Source organism: Rhodobacter capsulatus SB 1003, assembly GCF_000021865.1.
GTDB lineage: Bacteria > Pseudomonadota > Alphaproteobacteria > Rhodobacterales > Rhodobacteraceae > Rhodobacter > Rhodobacter capsulatus_B.
In genome coordinates this window covers 2,120,253-2,138,330 of the sequence record NC_014034.1, presented here as the reverse complement: position 1 = coordinate 2,138,330, position 18,078 = coordinate 2,120,253, and the positions used below count along the sequence as shown (strand labels likewise).

The following is an 18,078-nucleotide window of genomic DNA, read 5'->3' as shown; positions in this document are numbered from 1 at the left end:
GACAGTTATGGCCGGTCCGATCTGGCCCGCATGGTCAGCGCCAGCATGTGATCCGACCAGGCCGCCAGCGCCCGCTCGACCCATGCCGAGGACCGGTACTCGCAGCCCTGGCTCACCAGCCATTCATCCATGAACAGCAGCGCCGCATCATTTTTGGCCAGATCCGCCGCATAGCCGGAGATCGTGATCCGCAGCCGCTGGCGGCGCTTGGCGGCATTGGCCGCCTCGTTCTTCGCGCGGTTGTCTTCCTTGCGCGCGATCGCTTCGGTCAGGGTGCGCAGCACCATCGGATGCATCAACCGGATCTCGCCGCCATCGCAGCGGCAGCGTTCCCAGCGGTGCAGGGGCCCGTAGGGCAGGCTGCACAGCGCCCGCATATGCACCGGATCGACCATCACCAGCCGCGCCAGAATGTCGGTGTCGATCGGCAGCGTGCCGACCGGCGACTGGTCATAGGAGATGAAGATCAGATCCAGATAAAGCGCCCGGCATTCGGCCGTGCCGCGCAAGCGCATGTCGGAGTTCAGCCAGCGCCGCCGTTCCCAGGGAACGAAGTAATGGCTGTCGAGCCGGTCTTCGTTCGACAGCGGATAGTCGCGGATCTCCTCGGCGCCCACCGGCTTGAAGAGCGCGGCGCGCTGTATCCCGGCCCCATGGAATGCCTCAACCATCGCAGATCCTCCCCGCGTTGAGAACTGCCCCGCCGACAGCGGCAGCATCACCTCGCCCTGTGCCCGCGGCCCGCTGATCAGCTTCATGCCCATCGTGCCGCCTCCCGTCCTCAGAACGCCCGCGCGAGCAGGTCATCGACCTCGCCCGCCTCGGGCGGCACATCGACCCCGGCAAAGGCCACCGCCAGCGCCGCCCAGGGCGCGCAGCCGATCCGGTCCAGAAAATGCAGCATGCGCAGGCTCGGCACCGCCAGCAGCACCAGCGCGCCGCCCTCGGGCGGTCCCTGCACCAGCCGCACCAGCCCCGCGGCGTCGCAAAACCGCTCCACCGCGTCGATCTCGCCATCGCCCAAAAGCGCCAGCCGGTCGCGCATCAGCCCCAGAAACCGCGCCATCCGCCCGGTCTCGATCCGCAGCGCCATCCGCGCCGCGCCGCTCATGGCCGCCCCCGCGCCGCCGGGTCATAAGCCAGCGGCTCCAAGAGCTCGATCAGCCGCGCCGCCAGCGGACGCATCTGCGCCGCCTCGCGGTGATCGACGTAACCATCTGCCACCGCTTCGGAAATCTGCATCACCAGCTCGCCCAGCGAGGCCGCCACCCGCAGATGCTCGGGCTCGCCCGGGCTCGCCTCATGCGCCATCTGCCCGCAGGCCGCCAGAATGTCGCTGGTAAAGCTCGGCCCCAGCACCGAGCAGATCGACAACAGCGCGTTCAGCTGCGGCGTCGCCCCCTGCACATAGCTCTCCAGCGTCCGCGTCGGGATGCCCGTCGCATCCGACAGCGCCGGAAACGAAAACCGCCGCCCCCGCCCGACCCGAAGCCGCAGCGCATCCTCGATCCGCCGCGCCGCATCTTCTTGCGAAATCAAAGTGCCGTTTCTCATGGGAGACGTCCTTCCGCACCGTCAGGATGACGCGTATCGGTCAAGGAATTTTGCGAAAGGGCAGGTGCCATTTGAACGGCAGGCAAGGTGCGAAGACCCGACGCAAGGCTCGCGCCCTCGGCATCCGAGGGGGCATCGGGCCAGTCGAAGAAATGCTCCGGCCGCAGGTCGATTCCGCGCGCCCGCGCCGTGGCGAGGAGCGCCTTCTGGCAGTCCGCAGGGATCAGCCCATCGGTGCCGCCGCGCGCGCGGGGGTACTCCCAACGCCGCACCCGCGCGGCGCTGCGGCAGGTCATCTCGGCGACGGCATCGTATCCGCCGCAAATCTGGATCACTCGTTTGGCAGGGTTCAACATGCCGAGACATTGCGATAATCGCAATGTTCGGTCAAGTGAAGACTTGCGATTTTCGGCAGTTTTCGATTTTCGCAGCTTTTGCGATGCTGCTGCCATGGAAGTGATTGACGGAAACTGGATCAAGCAACCGCCTGACAGGCCGGAGGGGCGAGAAAACCGAACTCGCTCAAGCTCTCGGCATTTCTCTGGAGAAGGTCACCAAGACACTCTCGGGCAGTCGTCGGGTACAACCCGAGGAGAATCCCGAAGGTTCTGGAGTTCTTCAGGGCGCAAGGGGGGCGGACGAGGACGGACACCTTTGCCGCGATCTTCGAGCATCTTCCACCAAAGCTGCAAGAGCAGGCGGAAGAGTTTCTTCTCTACCTAAAAGCGAAAGCAGATAGTCCAGAAGAAGGTCCTGTTGATCCGCAGAAAGCGCCTCGGCATGCTTCTGAAAAGTGACTGCGTCCACCCTGACCCCCTATCTCCAAGGGGCGGAACTTTACGGGAACATTGTCCGCGTTCAAGCCGCCAGATCTTGCGGTCAGGTGCCCACCAAACCGCAAAAAGAGATAAGGGGCGGCATTAGTTATAAAGGAATCAACGCGTTATGAGCATAGACGACGAGGCCCGCCAAGGGAAATTTCTCGGACAGCAGATCGCGGACAGACAGGTGGCCGAACTGATTGGCTTGGCTCGCGGTTTGGTTGCGGATAACGAGCTTACGGATAATGAGATCGAGTTCCTGCACCGTTGGCTTGCCGCCAGCGCGTCGACGCACTCCAATCCGATGATCTGGCTCTTGCTGGAACGGATGCGCGACATCTTCGCTGATGGCTACGTCGATGAAGACGAACGCGCAGAACTCACGGATACCCTCGTGGCCTTGACCGGGAACGATTTCGAGCTTGGCGAGGTTCTGCGCTCAACCACGCTGCCATTCACGGAGCCTGCGCCGAACATCGACTTCGATGGACGCCGCTTCTGTTTCACGGGAACGTTCAGCTTCGGGCGCCGTCAGCAATGTGAAGCTGCTGTTCAGCGATACGGTGCTGTCTGCGGCAGCATGGTCAAGAACACCGATTACCTCGTGATTGGTGACTACGCCTCCGCGGCATGGAAGCAGTCCTCTTTCGGACGCAAGATTGAGCGGGCGGTCGAGTGGCGTGCCCAAGGCGCGTCCATCTGCATCGTGTCCGAGCAACATTGGCGGAATTATATCTAGATCAGTAGCGACAGTTGCTTTGCCTTCACCGTCGTCGCCCCTTGGCCCCGCTGGAAAGCGGGCCTTTGAACTTTGGCCCTCAAAGCCCGCGTGTCGAAGCTTCCACGAATCGACGCGGAAGCAAAGTTGCGATAAACGCAATTTAATGGCTTGACCATAAGTTGCGCTTATCGCAACATTGCCGCACCAACCACCACACAGGAGGCAGTGATGCGGCGCGACGAACCCAGATTTTTGCGACTGCGCGACGGGCTTGCCGTGTCGCATCACCCCTCGCTTTCGCTTTCCGCCTATGCGGCGATCCTCGCGGCCACGCTGCTCTTCGGCCATCTTGGCCTGCGCACCGCGCTGAACCTCACCCTCGCGCTCGAACCGCACATCTGCCACCCGGCCTTTGCGACGGCGCCTCTCTATCCCGAGTGCCGTTGACTCCCGGCCGGGCACCTGGCCCGGGCGCTCAAGCGACGCCGCGCCCGGGCCCTTTTTCCAGGACACAGGATGCTGGACCAGACCCCGATGAAAGAGACTGCCGCCGATCGCGCGGTGCGCGATCGCGCCTATGCCGTCGCCGCCGACGAGCTGCGCCAGTTTATCGAACAATACGAGCAGCTTGACGCCGAAAAGAAGGACATCACCGCGCAGCAGAAGGACATCATGGCCGAGGCCAGGGGGCGCGGCTATGACACCAAGGTGATCCGGAAGATCATCGCCCTGCGCAAGCGCGACAAGAATGATGTCGCCGAGGAAGAGGCGATCCTCGATCTCTACAAAACCGCCCTCGGCATGATCTGAGATCCCGTGCGCCCACCCGCACGGGCATGGCTGCGGCGCGTCATCCCCCCTCCACGCGCCGCAGCCCCCAACACGCGAGCCCCCCATGACCTTTCCTGTCCGTGTCGAAGTCATCGACCCAGAGCTTGACGAAGTGATCCGCGACACCGGCCGGTGCGAGATCGACTATCACAGCCCCGCCGGTCGCGGCTGGCTGCAGGGGCAGATCATGTCCCGCCTGCTGAGCGGCCTTGCGCTGAAAATCACGCCGCTGGCCCGCCCGCAGCCCGATCCGAAGACCGGAGCGCGCCGATGAATCCGTTGTTCCTTGCCCTTGGCATCGCCACGCTTTGCGCCGCGGCCGCGGGCTTCCATCTGGCCCTCGCCACCGCGCGCGAGGCGGAGCGCGCCGAAGAGCCCGGCCGCAGCGCCCGGCTTGGCATCCTGCTTCACAGCTCGGCCGGGCTTCTGTCGGCCGGGGCAGGGCTGATCCTGCAGGGGCTGCGGTGATGCGCGGGCTGATCGGCTGCGAGACATCGGGCGTGATGCGCCGGGCCTTTGCCGCGCGGACATGACATGTGGTCGGTGGATCTTCTGCCCGCCGAGGACGGCAGCAACCGGCACATCCGCGGCGATCTGCGCGACTATCTGGACGAGGGCTGGGATTTTCTGGCCGTCTGCCATCCGCCCTGCACGCGGCTGTGCAACAGCGGCGTGCGCTGGCTGCATGTTCCGCCGCCGGGGCGCAGCCTGGCCGAGATGTGGGCGGAGCTGGACGAAGGCGCGGCGCTGTTCTCGGCCTGCTGGCGGGCGCCGATCGCGCGGGTGGCGATCGAGAATCCGGTGATGCACAAACACGCCCGCGCGCGCCTGCCCGCGGATCTGCCGCGCCCGCAGATCGTCCAGCCGTGGTGGTTCGGCGATCCGGCCTTCAAGGCGACCGGCTGGTATCTGCGCGGGTTGCCCGCGCTTGTGCCGACAAACCGGCTGGTGCCGCCGCGCAAAGCCGAAGAGCCGGAGCGCCACGCGGAATGGTCCGCGATCCATCGCGCCAGCCCCGGGCCGGATCGCTGGAAGATCCGCAGCCGCACCTTCCAGGGCCTCGCCGAGGCCTGCGCCGATCAATGGGGCGGCTTCGTCGATCAGCAGCAGGAGGCCCGCAATGGCTGAGCCGATCGAGGCGCAGGTTGCCCGGCGATTCGCCGTTTTGTTTCAAACACGACCGCAGCCCAAACGCTGCTTTGACGAGGTGTCGAAATGACCAAGCATGACCCGAAGATTCCCGTTCGTCCGATCTGGGTGCGCGTGTCCGATGTCGCGCTCTGGTTCGGTGTGTCCCGCGCGACCGTCTATCGCGCCGCGGCGCGTGGTGAAATCACCATCCACCGGCAGCGCGGGAGCCGCGTGCATGCCGACGAAATGGACAGATGGCTGCGGGGAGGGGGGGGCTCCACCGTCGCCTGACTGTGGGGCCGCATGTGGGGCCGGGAAATTCGCGAAATCAAAAACCTAGTCGAAATCAATATGATGGCTTGGTTTTGTGGTGCGGGTGGTCGGACTCGAACCGACACTCCTTGCGGAAACAGAGTTTGAGTCTGTCGCGTCTACCATTCCGCCACACCCGCACATTGCGCCGCCTGCAAGGTAGAGCCGGGTCGAGGCCGGCCGCGGGCGGTTTTTGCTTGCCGGTCGGGCGGATCCGTCCCGTCCCGGCCGGTTTTTCGCGTTTACCCTCGCGCGCGGATCTGACAAGAGCAAACGGCGCGGCGGGTTCAGGGCGTGCGGCGGGCGAAGCTGTCGCAAGAGGCGATCTGGCCGGTCGTGAACCCCTGGGCGAACCAGAACTGGCGCTGGTCCGAGGTGCCATGGGTGAAGCTGTCGGGCATCGGACGGCGGCCCGCATTTCGCGCGAGCGTGTCATCGCCGATCCGTGCCGCCGCGCTCATCGCCTCGGCCACGTCGCCGCGCTCGAGCGTGCCGAAATCCGCCGCCGCGTGATGCGCCCAGATCCCGGCCAGGCAATCCGCCTGCAGCTCGAGCCGCACCGAAAGCGCATTCGCCGTGGCCGGATCGGCTGTCGCGCGCGCGGCCTCGACCTTGTCGAGCAGGCCAAGCTCGTCCTGCACCCGATGCCCGATCTCATGCGCCACCACATAGGCGGCGGCAAAATCCCCCGCGGCGCCAAGCTCTTGCGAGAGCGTGTCGAAAAAGGCCGTGTCCAGATAGACCTTGCCGTCGGCCGGGCAGTAAAACGGGCCGGTCGCCCCCGAGGCGGTGCCGCAGGGCGAGCGCGTCACCTGCGAAAACAGCACCAGAACCGCCGGGTGATAGACCCGGCCCAGATCATTGCGGAAAAGCCCGGCCCAGATCTCCTCGGTATCGGCCAGCGTCACCGAGACGAAATCGCCCATCGCCCGGTCGCGCGCGCTCAGCGCGCCGCCCTCCTGCACCTGCGGTGCGCTCTCGCGCGGCATCCCGTTCCCGTGCAGCCCCTCGCTGTTCAGAAGCGGCGTCAGGTCGATGCCGAAGATCCAGCCCGCCAGCCCCAGCGCCAGAAGGCCAAGCCCGCCCGCGCCACCAAGCGAGATCCGCCGCCCGCCACCACCGCGACGGTCTTCGATATTGTCGCTGCCGCGACGGTCTTCGATATTGTCGCTGCCGTGACGGCCTTGCCACCTCATCGCGCCCCTCCCGATCACGGTTGCGAAATTAGCCCCGCAAAGCCGCCCCGGACAGCGGGAAAACGTCGCGCCCCGGCTTGACGCCGCCCCCCTGCCTTGCGATGCACGGCCAAGACGCCGGAACCAGCCGCGGGGGCCCATGTTCGAACGACTTTACCGCTGGACCCTTGGCCTGGCCGGACATCGCCGCGCGGATTGGGCGCTTGGCCTCATCTCCTTCACCGAAAGCTCGTTCTTTCCGATCCCGGCCGATGTGCTTTTCGTGCCGATGGCGCTGGCGCGGCCCGAAAAGATCTGGCGCTATGCGCTGATCGCCTCGGTCACCTCGGTTCTGGGCGGGATCTTCGGCTGGTGCATCGGCCATTACGCCTTCGACCTGCTGGCCCGGCCCTTTCTGGAGGCGACGGGCAAGATGGCGACCTTTGACGCCCTGCGCGAGGGGGCGGGAACCTGGGCGATCCTGGTGATGCTGGTCACCTCGGGGCTGGCGCATATGCCGCCGATGAAGGTGGTGACGATCCTGGCGGGGGTGCTCAGCTTCGATCCGGTGCTGTTCATCGCCTCGGCCATCGTCGCGCGCTCGGCGCGGTTTTACGGCCTTGGCTGGCTGCTGGCACGATTCGGCGCCCGGATCGCCAGCTTTGTCGAGCGGCGCCTCGTCTGGGTTGCGGGCGGGCTGCTGCTGGTGCTGGCCGCCGCCTGGTTTGTCCTGAAAGGAGCCTGAACATGCCCCCGTTCCTGACCCCGCGCCTGCTTGTCGCGCTGGCCGCCGCCGGTTCGGCCGCGGTGCTGATCGCGGCGCTGATCTTTCAGGCGCTGGGATTTCCGCCCTGCGATCTGTGCGTGCTGCAGCGCTGGCCGCATCTGGTCGCGGCCGTTCTGGGGGGCCTGATGGTGCTCTTGCGGCTGCCGATGGCCTTTGCCGGTTTCGGCGCCTTGGCCTGCCTGACCACGGCGGGCTTCGGTCTTTATCATTCCGGCGTCGAGCGCCACATCTTTGCCGGTCCCGACAGCTGCACCTCGAACCCGATTTCAAGCCTCTCGGCGCAGGACCTGATGGCGCAGATCTCGGCCGCGCCGCTGGTGCGCTGCGACGAGATCGCCTGGCAGGTCCTGGGCATCACCATGCCGAACCTGAACGCGGCCCTCTCGCTGATCTTCGCGGGGCTCTGGATCGCGGCCTTCCTGAGCGACCGCCGCGCCCGGCGCTGAGCGCCCGGGGCCTGTTTGAGCCAGGAAGAAGCCGCCGTTTCTTCCTGGTCCAAAGACGCAAATTCCGCCCTTTCCCCCCGGACAGACCATTCGCCGTTGCACCCAAGCCATGGGTTGCGATATAAGGCGGCACAACAAAATCTGGCAGAAGAAGCCCCGCGTGACCGATATCATCGACCCCACGGACCCCTCCGGCGACACCCCGAAACGTGCCCACCATGCGGGCCCGGTGGTTTCCATCGCCGAGGAAATGAAGACCGCTTACCTCGATTACGCGATGAGCGTGATCGTGTCCCGCGCCATTCCCGACCTGCGCGACGGGCTCAAGCCCGCGCACCGGCGCATCCTTTATGCGATGCATGAAACCGGCAACACGCATGACAAGCCCTATCGCAAATCGGCGCGTCCGGTGGGCGACGTGATGGGGAAATACCACCCGCATGGCGACGCGGCGATCTATGACGCGCTGGTGCGGATGGCGCAGGACTTCTCGATGTCGCTGCCGCTGCTCGATGGTCAGGGCAACTTCGGCTCGATGGACGGCGACAGCGCCGCGGCGATGCGCTACACCGAAGTGCGGATGGACAAGCCCGCCGCCTTCCTGCTGGCCGATATCGAGAAGGACACGGTCGATTTTCAGGACAACTACGACGGCAAGGACAAGGAACCGACGGTGCTTCCGGCGCGGTTCCCGAACATGCTGGTCAATGGTGCGGGCGGCATCGCCGTCGGCATGGCGACGAACATTCCGCCGCACAATCTGGGCGAGGTGATCGATGCGACGCTCGCCCTGATCGAAAACCCGGATCTGAGTTCGGAAGCGCTGATGGACTATGTGCCCGGCCCGGATTTCCCGACCGGCGCGCAGATCATGGGCCGCGGCGGCGCCCGCAAGGCCTATCTGGAGGGCCGCGGGTCCGTCATCATCCGCGCCAAGACCCGGATCGAGGAGATCCGCAAGGATCGTTTCGCCATCATCATCGACGAGATTCCCTATCAGGTGAACAAGGCGACGATGATCGAGAAGATGGCCGATCTGGTGCGCGAGAAGAAGCTGGAGGGCATCGCCTCGATCGCCGACGAAAGCGACCGCGTCGGCGTGCGGGTAGTGATCGAACTCAAGCGCGACGCGACGGCCGATGTGGTGCTGAACCAGCTTTACCGCTTCACGCCGCTGCAGACCTCGTTCGGCTGCAACATGCTGGCCTTGAACGGGGGGCGGCCGGAACAGCTGACGCTTCGCGATTTCCTGAGCCATTTCATCGCCTTCCGCGAGGAAGTTGTGGCGCGGCGCACCGCTTACGAGCTGCGCAAGGCGCGCGAGCGCAGCCATATCCTCTGCGGTCTGGCCGTCGCCGTCTCGAACGTCGATGAGGTCGTCGCCACGATCCGGTCGTCGAAAGACCCGGCAGAGGCCCGCGACCGGCTGATGGAACGGCGCTGGCCCGCGCATGAGATCGTCGAATATCTCCGGCTGATCGATGATCCGCTGCATCCGGTCAATGACGACGGCACCTACAACCTGTCGGAAGTTCAGGCCCGCGCCATTCTGGACCTGCGGCTGCAGCGGCTGACCGCGATGGGGGTGCAGGAAGTCACCGACGAGCTGGCCGAGCTTGCGGGCAAGATCCGCGATTATCTGGCCATCCTCGCCTCGCGCGAGCGGATCATGGCGATCATCGCGACCGAGCTGCGCGAGGTCCGCGCCGCCCATGCCGTGCCGCGCCGCACCGAGATTGTCGACTGGGCCGGGGACCTCGACGACGAAGACCTGATCGAGCGCGAGGACATGGTGGTGACCATCACCTCGGGCGGCTACATCAAGCGCACGCCCCTGGCCGAATTCCGCGCTCAGCGCCGCGGCGGCAAGGGGCTCGCCTCGATGGCGACCAAGGAAGACGATGTCGTCACCACGCTTTTCGTCGCCAACACCCATACGCAGCTGTTGTTCTTCACCACCGACGGCATGGTCTATTCCTTGAAATGCTGGCGCCTGCCGCTGGCGGGGCGGACCTCGAAGGGCAAGGCGATCGTCAACATCCTGCCGATCCCGCAGGGCGTCAGCGTCGCCTCGCTGATGCCGGTCGACGAGCCCGAGGAAACCTGGGACGATTTCCAGGTCTTCTTCGCCACTTCGGACGGCGACGTGCGCAGGAATGCGCTCTCCGATTTCGCCAAGGTGATGAAAAACGGCAAGCGGGCGATGGAACTGCCCGAAGGCGTGACGCTGGTGGACACCCGGATGTGCCACGAGGAGGACGACATCATGCTGGTGACGGCGTCCGGCCGGGCCATCCGCTTCCCGGTGCCCGAGGTGCGGATCTTCAAGGGCCGCTCTTCGACCGGCGTGCGCGGGGTGCGGCTGGCCGAGGGGGACAAGGTCGTCTCGATGTCGGTCATTCGCCATTTCGAGGCCGAACCCTGGGAACGCGACGCCTTTGTCAAGCGCTACCGCGCGGAACTGGGCGGCGAGACCGAGGACGAGGCCGAGACCGACCGCGATGCCGAGGATGAGGCCGAGGGCGGCGAAGGCGTGCTGTCGGATGCCCGTTATGCCGAAATGCTGGCGGCGCAGGATCTGATCCTGACGATCACCGCCAAGGGTCTGGGCAAGATTTCCTCCAGCCACAGCTATCCGGTGCGCGGCCGCGGCGGTCAGGGCGTGACGGCCTTTGAAAAGTCGATGCGGGGCGGGGCGCTGGTGGCCTCCTTCCCGGTCGAGCCGACCGATCAGGTGATGCTGGCGACCTCGACCGGGCAATCGATCCGCTGCCCGGTGGCGGGGATCTCCTTCCGCTCCCGCGCGGCCGGGGGGGTGAAGGTGTTCAACACCGGCGCCGAAGAAGAGGTCGTCTCGGTCGCCCGTGTGGCCGATCCGGGCGATGACGAGGCCGAAGCGTAAGACCAAGAACAAACTCCATGAGGTTGAAGATGCACAAGATTGTCCCTCTGGCGCTGGTTGCGGCGCTGCTTCCCGTCGCCGCGCTGGCCGAAGGTTCGGTGCGCGGGGCGGAACTGGGCTTCACCTGGTCGGGGCTGGCCGAGGGCCAGCAGCGGCACAAGAACAATCTCGCGCTCGAAGGCGCGGTGGAATATGGCTTCACCCCGGGCTTTGCCGCGCAGCTGGACGTGGCGCAGCACCATTTCACCAACAGCAACGACGAGGCGACGAATGTCACCCTGCATGCGATCGGCCATGTGAATGACGGTTTCGCGGTCGGCGGCTTTCTGGGCCATGAATGGGTCGGCGGCAATCACATGGAGCATTACGGCCTTGAGGCCACGCATGACTTCGGCCTGCTGACCGTCGAGGGCAATGCGACGCTGTTGAAGAATGACGGCAATGACGCGACGATCCTTGGCCTTGATGGCCGCTATGCGCTGACGGATGCGCTGTCGCTGGGCGGCCGGGTCAAGACGGTCAATGCCGATCACGGCTCGGACACCACCGCCTTTGACGCGACGCTGGGCTATGCGATGCCCTCGGGGGTGAAGATCGACGGCTCGCTCGGGCTGGTCGATGGCAACCAGTCGGACCGCGAGCTGACCCTGGGTCTGGGCGTGAAGTTCCTGATGGGCGGCAATGGCGTCACCTTTGGCAAGCGCGGGCTGTCGCAGTCGATCATCGGCAACTGAGCCGCTTAAGCCATTCTCAAGACATCCATGCTTTTCTGTCTTCGCCCGAGGGAGAAAAGCATGGATCTTTACCACTGCATGATCGAGCTGAAGAGCGATGCCAAGGCGCTGGCCTTTGCCGCCTCGGTCGAACAATGGATGAGCGAGCTGAAACAGGAAGGCCTGATCGGCGGCTGGCGGCTGATGCGGCGCAAGATGGGGCTGGCCTCGGGGCCGCATACGGGCTTCATCCTGGAAGTCGAATTCGAAAGCATGGCGGCGCTGGAAAAGGCCTTCCGCTCGGTCGCGCAATTCACCGAGGGGGAGATGCGGCATTACGAGCTGATGCATGCGATGATCGCCTCTTACTCGGTCGGGCTGTACCGCCCCTTCCCCGATGCCGAACGGCGCGAACGCATCGCGCTGATCTGATCCCGCCACTCTGATCCCGCCACTCTGATCCCGTTGCACGCTGCCTTCGGGGGCGGTATCAGGCGGCATGGACAGATTACACATCATCGGCGCCGGTCTGGCCGGCTCGGAAGCGGCGTGGCAGGCGGCACAGGCAGGGGTTCCCGTGGTGCTGCACGAAATGCGCCCGCGCGTGGGCACCTTTGCGCATCGTTCCGGCGATTTCGCGGAAATGGTCTGCTCGAATTCCTTCCGCTCGGATGACGACGAACGGAACGCCGTCGGCCTTTTGCATTGGGAAATGCGCGCGGCGGGCGGGCTGATCATGGCCACGGCCGACCGCCATGCGCTGCCCGCGGGCGGGGCGCTGGCCGTTGACCGCGAGGCCTTCTCGGGCGCCGTCACCGCGGCCCTGCGGGCGCATCCGCTGATTTCCGTCGCGGAAGAAGAGATCACCGAGCTGCCCGCCGAGGGGCATTGGATCATCGCCACCGGGCCGCTGACCTCGGGCGCCCTGGCCGAGAGCATCCGGGCGGTGACCGGGGCGGAAAGCCTTGCGTTCTTCGATGCGATCGCGCCGATCGTGCATGCCGAGACCACTGACATTCGGTGCCTGCGGCAAAGCCGCTACGACAAGGGCGAGACCGAGGAGGAACGGACCGCCTATATCAACTGCCCGATGACCAGGGATCAGTACGAGGCCTTCATCGACGCGCTGCTCGCGGCCGAGAAGACCGAGTTTCACGCGGGCGAAACCGCCGGATATTTCGACGGCTGCCTGCCGATCGAGGTGATGGCGGAACGTGGCCGGGAAACCCTGCGCCACGGGCCGATGAAGCCGGTCGGGCTGACGAATGCGCATGACCCGGCGACCAAGGCCTATGCGGTGGTGCAGCTGCGTCGCGACAATGCGCTTGGCACGCTCTACAACATCGTCGGCTTTCAGACCAAGATGAAGTATGGCGCGCAAACCGCTGTTTTCAAAATGATCCCCGGACTTGAGCAGGCGTCTTTCGCGCGTCTGGGCGGGATTCACCGCAACACGTTTCTCAACTCGCCCACGCTGCTGGACGATCAGATGCGGCTGCGCGCGCGCCCGAACCTGCGCTTTGCGGGTCAGGTCACCGGGGTCGAGGGCTATGTCGAAAGCGCCGCGATGGGGCTTTTGGCCGGGCGGATGGCGGCGGCCGGGATCCTTGGGCGCAGCCTGCCGCCCCCGGGCCCCGAGACGGCGATGGGCGCGCTGGTCAACCACATCACCGGCGGCGCGGTGGCGAAGACCTTCCAGCCGATGAACGTGAACTTCGGCCTTTTCCCGCCGCTCGATGACGCGCGGGGCGGACGGCGCGGCCGCAAGGACCGCTACAAGGGCTATACCGACCGCGCCAAGGAGGTCTTCACCGCCTGGCTGGCCGCGCAGGCGTGATCACCCGCTTCGCCCCGTCGCCCACCGGCCCGCTGCATCTGGGCCATGCCTTTGCGGCGATCCTGGCCCATGACATGGCCCGGGCGGCGGGCGGGCGGTTTTTGCTGCGCATCGAGGATATCGACCGCGCGCGTGCGAAACCGCAGTGGGAGGCGCAGCTTCTGGACGATCTGCGCTGGCTCGGGATCACCTGGGACGGGCCGGTGCTGCGGCAGTCCGACCGTCTGCCGCTCTATCGCGACGCCCTTGAAAGGCTGTGGCAAAGGGGGCTCGTCTACAGCTGCACCTGCAGCCGGCGCGACATCGAACAGGCCGCCTCGGCCCCGCAGGAGGGGGCGCCCCTTGGCCCCGACGGCATCGTCTATCCCGGCAGCTGCCGCGACAAGGGCCGCCCGCGCCCGGGCCAAGCCCTGCCCGAAACCGCGCTGCGGCTGCGCATGGACCTTGCCGCGACCGAGACAGGCTTTGAGGAGACCGGCCCCGCGCATCGCGGCTGGCACGAGATCCGCCCCGAAACGATGATCCGCGCCGTCGGCGATGTCGTTCTGGCGCGGCGGGAGATGGGCACATCTTATCACCTTTCGGTGGTGCTCGATGATGCGGCGCAGGGCGTGACCCATGTCACCCGCGGCGAAGACCTGTTCGAGGCGACCTGCATCCATGTCACGCTGCAGCGCCTGCTCGGCCTGCCGGTGCCGGTCTATCACCACCACGGGCTGATCCGCGACGATGCGGGCAAGCGTCTGGCCAAGCGCGACAATGCCCGGGCGCTGTCGAAATACCGCGCCGAGGGGGCCTCTCCCGCCGATATCCGCCGCCTGATCGGTCTTTAGCTGTGGCAAACCGCGCCGCCGCAACCGGCGGTTGGATTTTCCTTCGGCATCGCGTAAGAAACCCCCACTGTCTGCCAAGCAGTTTGCGAGGAATTCATGCGATTCGCTGTATTTGCGGCGGCGTCGGGTCTGCTTCTGGGGGCCTGCGACGTGACCAAGACCGATTTTCCGGTCCGCACCGAGGCCGTCCGGGCCGAGGTCGAGGAAATGTCCACCAATGTCATCGTGGTCAAGCTGACGGCCGACAATATCGATGCCTTCAACACGCCGCGGGATCTTTCGGGCAGCCGGGCCTCGCTGTCCTCGTCGGCCTGGGATTACCGGGTCGGCGTGGGCGACGTGCTTGATGTCACGGTCTGGGACCATCCCGAGCTGACACAGGCGGCGGGCACCGGGCGCACGGTCGAACAGGCGGGCCAGCGCGTGCAGGCCGATGGCACGTTCTTTTACCCCTACGTCGGGCAGGTGCCCGCGCGCGGCAAGACGCCCGAGGCGATCCGCGACGATCTGCGCAAAAAGCTTGCCGCCTTCTTCCCCGATCCGCAGGTCGAGGTCCGGGTGGCGAGCTACAAGAGCCAGTCGGTCTCGGTGACGGGCGAGGTGGGCAGCCCCAGCCGCCAGCCGCTGACCGATGTGCCCCTGACGCTGCTTGATGCGATCGACGCGGCGGGCGGGCTGACCGAAACGGCCGATCCGCGCGCCGTCACCATCCGCCGCGGCGGGCGCAGCCATCAGGTCGACATGAAGGCCTTTCTGGAACAGGGCATCGGCGCCAACAACCCGGTGCTGCAAAACGGCGATGTCGTCAGCGTCGGGCGGCAGACGGTGCAGGAGGCCTATTTGTTGGCCCAAATGTCAAGCCCTTCGACGATCGATCTGACGCTGGAAAACATCACCCTGACCCAGGCGATCACCCGCGTCGGCGGTCTGGCCGAGGACAAGGCCGATGCCCGCGGCATCTTCGTCTTCCGCGACGAGCCGATGGGGATCACCGTCTATCAGCTCGACGCCTCGAACCCGACCGCCTATCTGATCGGCACCCGCTTCGTGATCCTGCCGCAAGACGTGATCTATGTGACCTCGGCCCCGGTCTATCGCTGGAACCGCCTGATTTCCAGCATCCTGCCGACGGTGACGGTGGTGAAGACCACCGGCGACATCAGCACCGACTGACCGCCATGATCCGTTCGGTTCTGGTGGTCTGCGTCGGCAATATCTGTCGCTCTCCGCTCGGGGCGGCGGTTCTGGCGCGGGCGCGGCCGGGGCTGCGGCTGTCCTCGGCGGGGCTGGCGGCGGTGGTGGGGCATGGCGCCGATGCCGATGCGGCGACTGTCGCCGCCGAGGTCGGGCTGGATCTGTCGGGCCATGTGGCGCGGCAGCTGAGCGCCGAGATCGGCGCGACGCAGGATCTGATCCTGGTGATGGAACCGGGCCACCGCGCCGAGATCTTTCGCCGCTTTCCGGAGCTTTCGGGGCGGGTGATGCTGTTTGACCACTGGACGGGCGGGCAGGGCATCGCCGACCCGTTCCGCCGCGATCTGGACGTGCACCGCGCGACGCGTGACCGGATCCTCGCCGCGGCAGAGCCTTGGATTGCGCGCCTTTGACGCGTAAACACGAAAGCGCTCGCCCCGGCCTGCCCGGGACGGGCGCGTCCCATTGCGGGATCATTTGTCCCGAACTGCATGTTTGACTGATTGACAGGACCTTGAGATGACCAGCACCGCCCCCCGTCCGACCCCGGATCAGAGCGACGAGATCGATCTGATGGAGCTTGCCGGTCACCTTTGGGCGGGCAAGCTCTGGATTGCCGGGATCACCGCGGCCTCCTTGGCGCTGGGGGTGTTTTCGGTGCTGCGCGCGACGCCGGTCTATCAGGCCGAGGGGCTCTTGCAGCTTGAAACGAAATCCGGGGCATTGGCGCTGCCCGAGGGGATGCAGGAACTGCTCAGCGGCGATGTCGGGACGAAATCCCCCGGCGAGGCCGAGATGGCGATCATGAAATCGCGGATGGTGATGGGCGAGGTGGTGCAGGGGCTGAACCTGCAGATCCTGGCCGAGCCGCGGCCCTGGCCCCTGCTGGGCATGCTGCCGGTGCGGCTTGGAGTGCCGGATCTGCTGTTTCCGTCGCGCCGGCATGGCAACGAGGCGATCGCGGTCAGCGTTCTTGACCTGCCCGAGGCGCTTTTGGGCGAAGAGCTGGTGCTGCGGATCACCGCGCCGGGGGAATTCCGGCTGACCCTGCCCGACGGGGCGGTGCTGGAAGGCCCGGTGCGGCGGCGGCTGAACCTGCCCGGGGCGGGGGGGGCGATCCTTGTCGACCGGCTCGAAGGGCCGGTGGGGCGGGAATTCCTGGTCTCGAAACAGGCGCTGCCCGACATGGTGAAGGAGCTGCAGGAAAACTTCGGCGTCTCCGAGGCGCCGAAGGGCTCGTCGATCCTCAAGGTCAGCTACCGCGATGCGGTGCCCGAGCGCGCCGAGCGGATTCTGGATGCGATCGCCCAGGCCTATGTCAGCCAGAACGTCAGCCGCTCTGCCGCCGAGGCGCGCAATTCCCTGGGGTTCATCGATGCGCAGCTGCCCAAGGCCGAGGCGGCGGTGGCGGCGGCGCAGGATGCGCTGAACACCTATCGGCAGGCGCAGCAATCGGTGGATGTCGATTACGAGACCAAGGCGCTTTTGGACCGCGCGACGCAGCTCGAGACCGAGCTGAACGCGCTTTCGCTGAAGGAAGAGGAGCTGAAGGACCGCTTCACGGTCAATCACCCGGTCTATCAGGCGCTTTTGCAAAACCGTGCCACGCTGGAGACGCAGCTGGCCGATCTGCGCAAGGCGACCGCCAACCTGCCGGAAACGCAAAAGGAAATCTTCAACCTCAGCCGCAATCTGGAAGTGTCGCAGCAGGTCTATGTGCAGCTTCTGAACCGGCAGCAGGAATTGCGGGTGGTGCAGGCCTCGACCGTGGGCTCGGTGCGGATCATCGACACCGCCTATGCCAGCGACATCAAGGTGGCGCCGCGGGCGGGGCGGATCCTGACGGTGTCGCTGCTGCTCGGCCTCGTGCTCGGGGCGGCGACGGTTTTCGGGCGGCGGCTGCTGAACCGCGGCATCCGCGGCGCGCAGGAGCTGGAAAAGCTGGGCCTGCCGGTCTTTGCCACGGTGAATTTCTCGCCCGAGGCGGCCAACCATCGCCGCCGCAAGGGGGCCTTGCCGATCATGGCGCTGACCAATCCGGACGATCTGGTGATCGAGGCGCTGCGCAGCCTGCGCACCTCGCTGCATTTCGGCATGCTCGATGCGCGCACGAACACGATCCTGATCACCTCGGCCGCGCCGGGGGCGGGCAAGAGCTTCACCTCGGTCAATTTCGCCACGGTGGCGGCGCAGGCGGGGCAGCGGGTGTGTCTGGTCGATGCCGATCTGCGCAAGGGCTATCTGCGGCGCTATTTCGGCAGGCCGAAGACCGCGCCGGGGCTGTCGGACTATCTTGCGCGGGAATGCACGCTGGAAGAGGTGCTGGTCGAAGGCCCGGTTCCGGGGCTTTCGGTGATCACCTCGGGGCGGTTTCCGCCGAACCCGTCCGAGCTTCTGATGCGGGCCGAGTTCGAGGCGCTGCTGCAGCTTTTGTCGGAGCGCTTCGATCTGGTTCTGATCGACAGCCCGCCCGCGCTGGCCGTCACCGATCCGGTGGTGATCGGGCGGTTTGTCGGCGCGCGGATCGTGGTCGCGCGGCATCTGGAAACGATGGCGGGCGAGGTCGAGGCGGTCAAACGCGCCTTCGAGACCGCGGGCAGCACGATCACCGGGGCGATCCTGAACGGCTACAAGGTCGAGGAAGGGGCCCGCTACGGCGGCGCCTATCATTATTACAACTATCGCTATGACTACAAATCCGACCGCGGCTGAACCGGGAGGGGCGCGGCTGCGGCAGGCTCGCCACGGGCGGCGATCTCGCGGCGCGGGCACTCTCCTTTTGGTTGACGCCCCGGCGCGGGCGCAGCAGATTGGACCAAAG

The 18,078-nt window shown here is 66.1% G+C and carries 22 protein-coding genes and 1 tRNA gene; 17 read left to right on the top strand and 6 right to left on the bottom strand.

Features of this window, described 5'->3' with window-relative positions; genetic code table 11:
* Window positions 1–5: 5 nt before the first annotated feature.
* From RCAP_RS09835 to RCAP_RS18495, 4 genes are all read right to left on the bottom strand, one after another.
* Window positions 6–671, bottom strand: coding sequence for a hypothetical protein (locus RCAP_RS09835; RefSeq protein ID WP_013067702.1), 666 nt, complete (start codon window positions 669–671; stop codon window positions 6–8).
* A gap of 110 nt (window positions 672–781) precedes the next feature.
* Entirely contained in the window at window positions 782–1,111 is a 330-nt protein-coding gene (locus tag RCAP_RS09830) for a hypothetical protein (protein WP_013067701.1), read from the bottom strand.
* On the bottom strand, window positions 1,108–1,554 hold the full coding sequence (locus RCAP_RS09825; protein WP_013067700.1) for a hypothetical protein: 447 nt from the start codon (window positions 1,552–1,554) through the stop codon (window positions 1,108–1,110). Before RCAP_RS09825 ends, RCAP_RS09830 begins: the two co-directional genes overlap by 4 nt.
* Entirely contained in the window at window positions 1,551–2,033 is a 483-nt protein-coding gene (locus tag RCAP_RS18495; RefSeq protein WP_148214849.1) for a hypothetical protein, read from the bottom strand. The genes RCAP_RS09825 and RCAP_RS18495 overlap by 4 nt, the downstream gene beginning before the upstream one ends.
* Window positions 2,034–2,499: 466 nt before the next feature.
* Here RCAP_RS18495 and RCAP_RS09815 point away from each other — a divergent pair, with 466 nt between their 5' ends.
* From RCAP_RS09815 to RCAP_RS09785, 7 genes are all read left to right on the top strand, one after another.
* Entirely contained in the window at window positions 2,500–3,114 is a 615-nt protein-coding gene (locus RCAP_RS09815; protein ID WP_013067698.1) for a BRCT domain-containing protein, read from the top strand.
* 210 nt (window positions 3,115–3,324) lie between these two features.
* Window positions 3,325–3,543, top strand: coding sequence for a hypothetical protein (locus tag RCAP_RS09810; protein ID WP_013067697.1), 219 nt, complete (start codon window positions 3,325–3,327; stop codon window positions 3,541–3,543).
* Between the two features lie 69 nt (window positions 3,544–3,612).
* On the top strand, window positions 3,613–3,906 hold the full coding sequence (locus RCAP_RS09805; RefSeq protein ID WP_013067696.1) for a DUF2312 domain-containing protein: 294 nt from the start codon (window positions 3,613–3,615) through the stop codon (window positions 3,904–3,906).
* Between the two features lie 85 nt (window positions 3,907–3,991).
* A complete protein-coding gene (locus tag RCAP_RS09800) occupies window positions 3,992–4,201 on the top strand; it encodes a hypothetical protein (RefSeq protein WP_013067695.1) in 210 nt (69 codons plus the stop codon).
* Window positions 4,198–4,395: a hypothetical protein gene (locus RCAP_RS09795; protein WP_013067694.1), complete on the top strand. Its 198-nt coding sequence runs from the start codon at window positions 4,198–4,200 to the stop codon at window positions 4,393–4,395. The genes RCAP_RS09800 and RCAP_RS09795 overlap by 4 nt, the downstream gene beginning before the upstream one ends.
* Window positions 4,396–4,461: 66 nt before the next feature.
* On the top strand, window positions 4,462–5,055 hold the full coding sequence (locus tag RCAP_RS09790) for a hypothetical protein (protein WP_013067693.1): 594 nt from the start codon (window positions 4,462–4,464) through the stop codon (window positions 5,053–5,055).
* Window positions 5,056–5,142: 87 nt separating this feature from the next.
* Window positions 5,143–5,349, top strand: a complete 207-nt coding sequence (locus RCAP_RS09785; protein ID WP_013067692.1) for a helix-turn-helix domain-containing protein — start codon at window positions 5,143–5,145, stop codon at window positions 5,347–5,349.
* A 77-nt stretch (window positions 5,350–5,426) separates the two neighbouring features.
* Here RCAP_RS09785 and RCAP_RS09780 read toward each other — a convergent pair.
* A tRNA-Leu gene (locus RCAP_RS09780) sits at window positions 5,427–5,510 on the bottom strand.
* Window positions 5,511–5,657: 147 nt separating this feature from the next.
* Window positions 5,658–6,566 (bottom strand): KPN_02809 family neutral zinc metallopeptidase, encoded by a 909-nt coding sequence (gene ypfJ, locus RCAP_RS09775; protein WP_013067691.1) that lies wholly within the window; start codon window positions 6,564–6,566, stop codon window positions 5,658–5,660.
* Between the two features lie 139 nt (window positions 6,567–6,705).
* Between ypfJ and RCAP_RS09770 the strand changes: the two genes are divergently transcribed.
* The 10 genes from RCAP_RS09770 (at window position 6,706) to RCAP_RS09725 (ending at window position 17,969) form a co-directional block, all read left to right on the top strand.
* Entirely contained in the window at window positions 6,706–7,290 is a 585-nt protein-coding gene (locus RCAP_RS09770) for a YqaA family protein (RefSeq protein ID WP_013067690.1), read from the top strand.
* A gap of 2 nt (window positions 7,291–7,292) precedes the next feature.
* Window positions 7,293–7,778: a disulfide bond formation protein B gene (locus RCAP_RS09765; RefSeq protein ID WP_013067689.1), complete on the top strand. Its 486-nt coding sequence runs from the start codon at window positions 7,293–7,295 to the stop codon at window positions 7,776–7,778.
* Between the two features lie 250 nt (window positions 7,779–8,028).
* Window positions 8,029–10,680: a DNA gyrase subunit A gene (gene gyrA / locus RCAP_RS09760; RefSeq protein ID WP_238530258.1), complete on the top strand. Its 2,652-nt coding sequence runs from the start codon at window positions 8,029–8,031 to the stop codon at window positions 10,678–10,680.
* 29 nt (window positions 10,681–10,709) lie between these two features.
* Window positions 10,710–11,414 carry a hypothetical protein gene (locus RCAP_RS09755; RefSeq protein ID WP_013067687.1) on the top strand — a complete coding sequence of 235 codons (705 nt, stop codon included), beginning with the start codon at window positions 10,710–10,712 and terminating at the stop codon, window positions 11,412–11,414.
* A gap of 60 nt (window positions 11,415–11,474) precedes the next feature.
* Window positions 11,475–11,825 carry a DUF6614 family protein gene (locus RCAP_RS09750; protein ID WP_013067686.1) on the top strand — a complete coding sequence of 117 codons (351 nt, stop codon included), beginning with the start codon at window positions 11,475–11,477 and terminating at the stop codon, window positions 11,823–11,825.
* 67 nt (window positions 11,826–11,892) lie between these two features.
* Complete coding sequence (gene trmFO / locus RCAP_RS09745) at window positions 11,893–13,230, top strand: methylenetetrahydrofolate--tRNA-(uracil(54)-C(5))-methyltransferase (FADH(2)-oxidizing) TrmFO (RefSeq protein ID WP_013067685.1); 1,338 nt, start codon at window positions 11,893–11,895, stop codon at window positions 13,228–13,230.
* Complete coding sequence (gene gluQRS, locus RCAP_RS09740) at window positions 13,227–14,063, top strand: tRNA glutamyl-Q(34) synthetase GluQRS (protein ID WP_013067684.1); 837 nt, start codon at window positions 13,227–13,229, stop codon at window positions 14,061–14,063. The genes trmFO and gluQRS overlap by 4 nt, the downstream gene beginning before the upstream one ends.
* A 96-nt stretch (window positions 14,064–14,159) precedes the next feature.
* Complete coding sequence (locus RCAP_RS09735) at window positions 14,160–15,236, top strand: polysaccharide biosynthesis/export family protein (protein WP_013067683.1); 1,077 nt, start codon at window positions 14,160–14,162, stop codon at window positions 15,234–15,236.
* Window positions 15,237–15,241: 5 nt separating this feature from the next.
* Window positions 15,242–15,670, top strand: a complete 429-nt coding sequence (locus tag RCAP_RS09730) for an arsenate reductase/protein-tyrosine-phosphatase family protein (protein WP_013067682.1) — start codon at window positions 15,242–15,244, stop codon at window positions 15,668–15,670.
* Window positions 15,671–15,776: 106 nt separating this feature from the next.
* Window positions 15,777–17,969 carry a polysaccharide biosynthesis tyrosine autokinase gene (locus RCAP_RS09725; protein ID WP_013067681.1) on the top strand — a complete coding sequence of 731 codons (2,193 nt, stop codon included), beginning with the start codon at window positions 15,777–15,779 and terminating at the stop codon, window positions 17,967–17,969.
* Window positions 17,970–18,078 lie beyond the last annotated feature (109 nt).

Excerpts from the sequence above, each read along its gene's own strand:
- RCAP_RS09835 (WP_013067702.1), bottom strand. The coding sequence starts at position 671 with ATGGTTGAGGCATTCCATGGGGCCGGGATACAGCGCGCCGCGCTCTTC.
- RCAP_RS09830 (WP_013067701.1), bottom strand. The coding sequence starts at position 1,111 with ATGAGCGGCGCGGCGCGGATGGCGCTGCGGATCGAGACCGGGCGGATG.
- RCAP_RS09825 (WP_013067700.1), bottom strand. The coding sequence starts at position 1,554 with ATGAGAAACGGCACTTTGATTTCGCAAGAAGATGCGGCGCGGCGGATC.
- RCAP_RS09815 (WP_013067698.1), top strand. The coding sequence starts at position 2,500 with ATGAGCATAGACGACGAGGCCCGCCAAGGGAAATTTCTCGGACAGCAG.
- RCAP_RS09810 (WP_013067697.1), top strand. The coding sequence starts at position 3,325 with ATGCGGCGCGACGAACCCAGATTTTTGCGACTGCGCGACGGGCTTGCC.
- RCAP_RS09805 (WP_013067696.1), top strand. The coding sequence starts at position 3,613 with ATGCTGGACCAGACCCCGATGAAAGAGACTGCCGCCGATCGCGCGGTG.
- RCAP_RS09800 (WP_013067695.1), top strand. The coding sequence starts at position 3,992 with ATGACCTTTCCTGTCCGTGTCGAAGTCATCGACCCAGAGCTTGACGAA.
- RCAP_RS09795 (WP_013067694.1), top strand. The coding sequence starts at position 4,198 with ATGAATCCGTTGTTCCTTGCCCTTGGCATCGCCACGCTTTGCGCCGCG.
- RCAP_RS09790 (WP_013067693.1), top strand. The coding sequence starts at position 4,462 with ATGTGGTCGGTGGATCTTCTGCCCGCCGAGGACGGCAGCAACCGGCAC.
- RCAP_RS09785 (WP_013067692.1), top strand. The coding sequence starts at position 5,143 with ATGACCAAGCATGACCCGAAGATTCCCGTTCGTCCGATCTGGGTGCGC.
- ypfJ (WP_013067691.1), bottom strand. The coding sequence starts at position 6,566 with ATGAGGTGGCAAGGCCGTCACGGCAGCGACAATATCGAAGACCGTCGC.
- RCAP_RS09770 (WP_013067690.1), top strand. The coding sequence starts at position 6,706 with ATGTTCGAACGACTTTACCGCTGGACCCTTGGCCTGGCCGGACATCGC.
- RCAP_RS09765 (WP_013067689.1), top strand. The coding sequence starts at position 7,293 with ATGCCCCCGTTCCTGACCCCGCGCCTGCTTGTCGCGCTGGCCGCCGCC.
- gyrA (WP_238530258.1), top strand. The coding sequence starts at position 8,029 with ATGAAGACCGCTTACCTCGATTACGCGATGAGCGTGATCGTGTCCCGC.
- RCAP_RS09755 (WP_013067687.1), top strand. The coding sequence starts at position 10,710 with ATGCACAAGATTGTCCCTCTGGCGCTGGTTGCGGCGCTGCTTCCCGTC.
- RCAP_RS09750 (WP_013067686.1), top strand. The coding sequence starts at position 11,475 with ATGGATCTTTACCACTGCATGATCGAGCTGAAGAGCGATGCCAAGGCG.
- trmFO (WP_013067685.1), top strand. The coding sequence starts at position 11,893 with ATGGACAGATTACACATCATCGGCGCCGGTCTGGCCGGCTCGGAAGCG.
- RCAP_RS09735 (WP_013067683.1), top strand. The coding sequence starts at position 14,160 with ATGCGATTCGCTGTATTTGCGGCGGCGTCGGGTCTGCTTCTGGGGGCC.
- RCAP_RS09730 (WP_013067682.1), top strand. The coding sequence starts at position 15,242 with ATGATCCGTTCGGTTCTGGTGGTCTGCGTCGGCAATATCTGTCGCTCT.
- RCAP_RS09725 (WP_013067681.1), top strand. The coding sequence starts at position 15,777 with ATGACCAGCACCGCCCCCCGTCCGACCCCGGATCAGAGCGACGAGATC.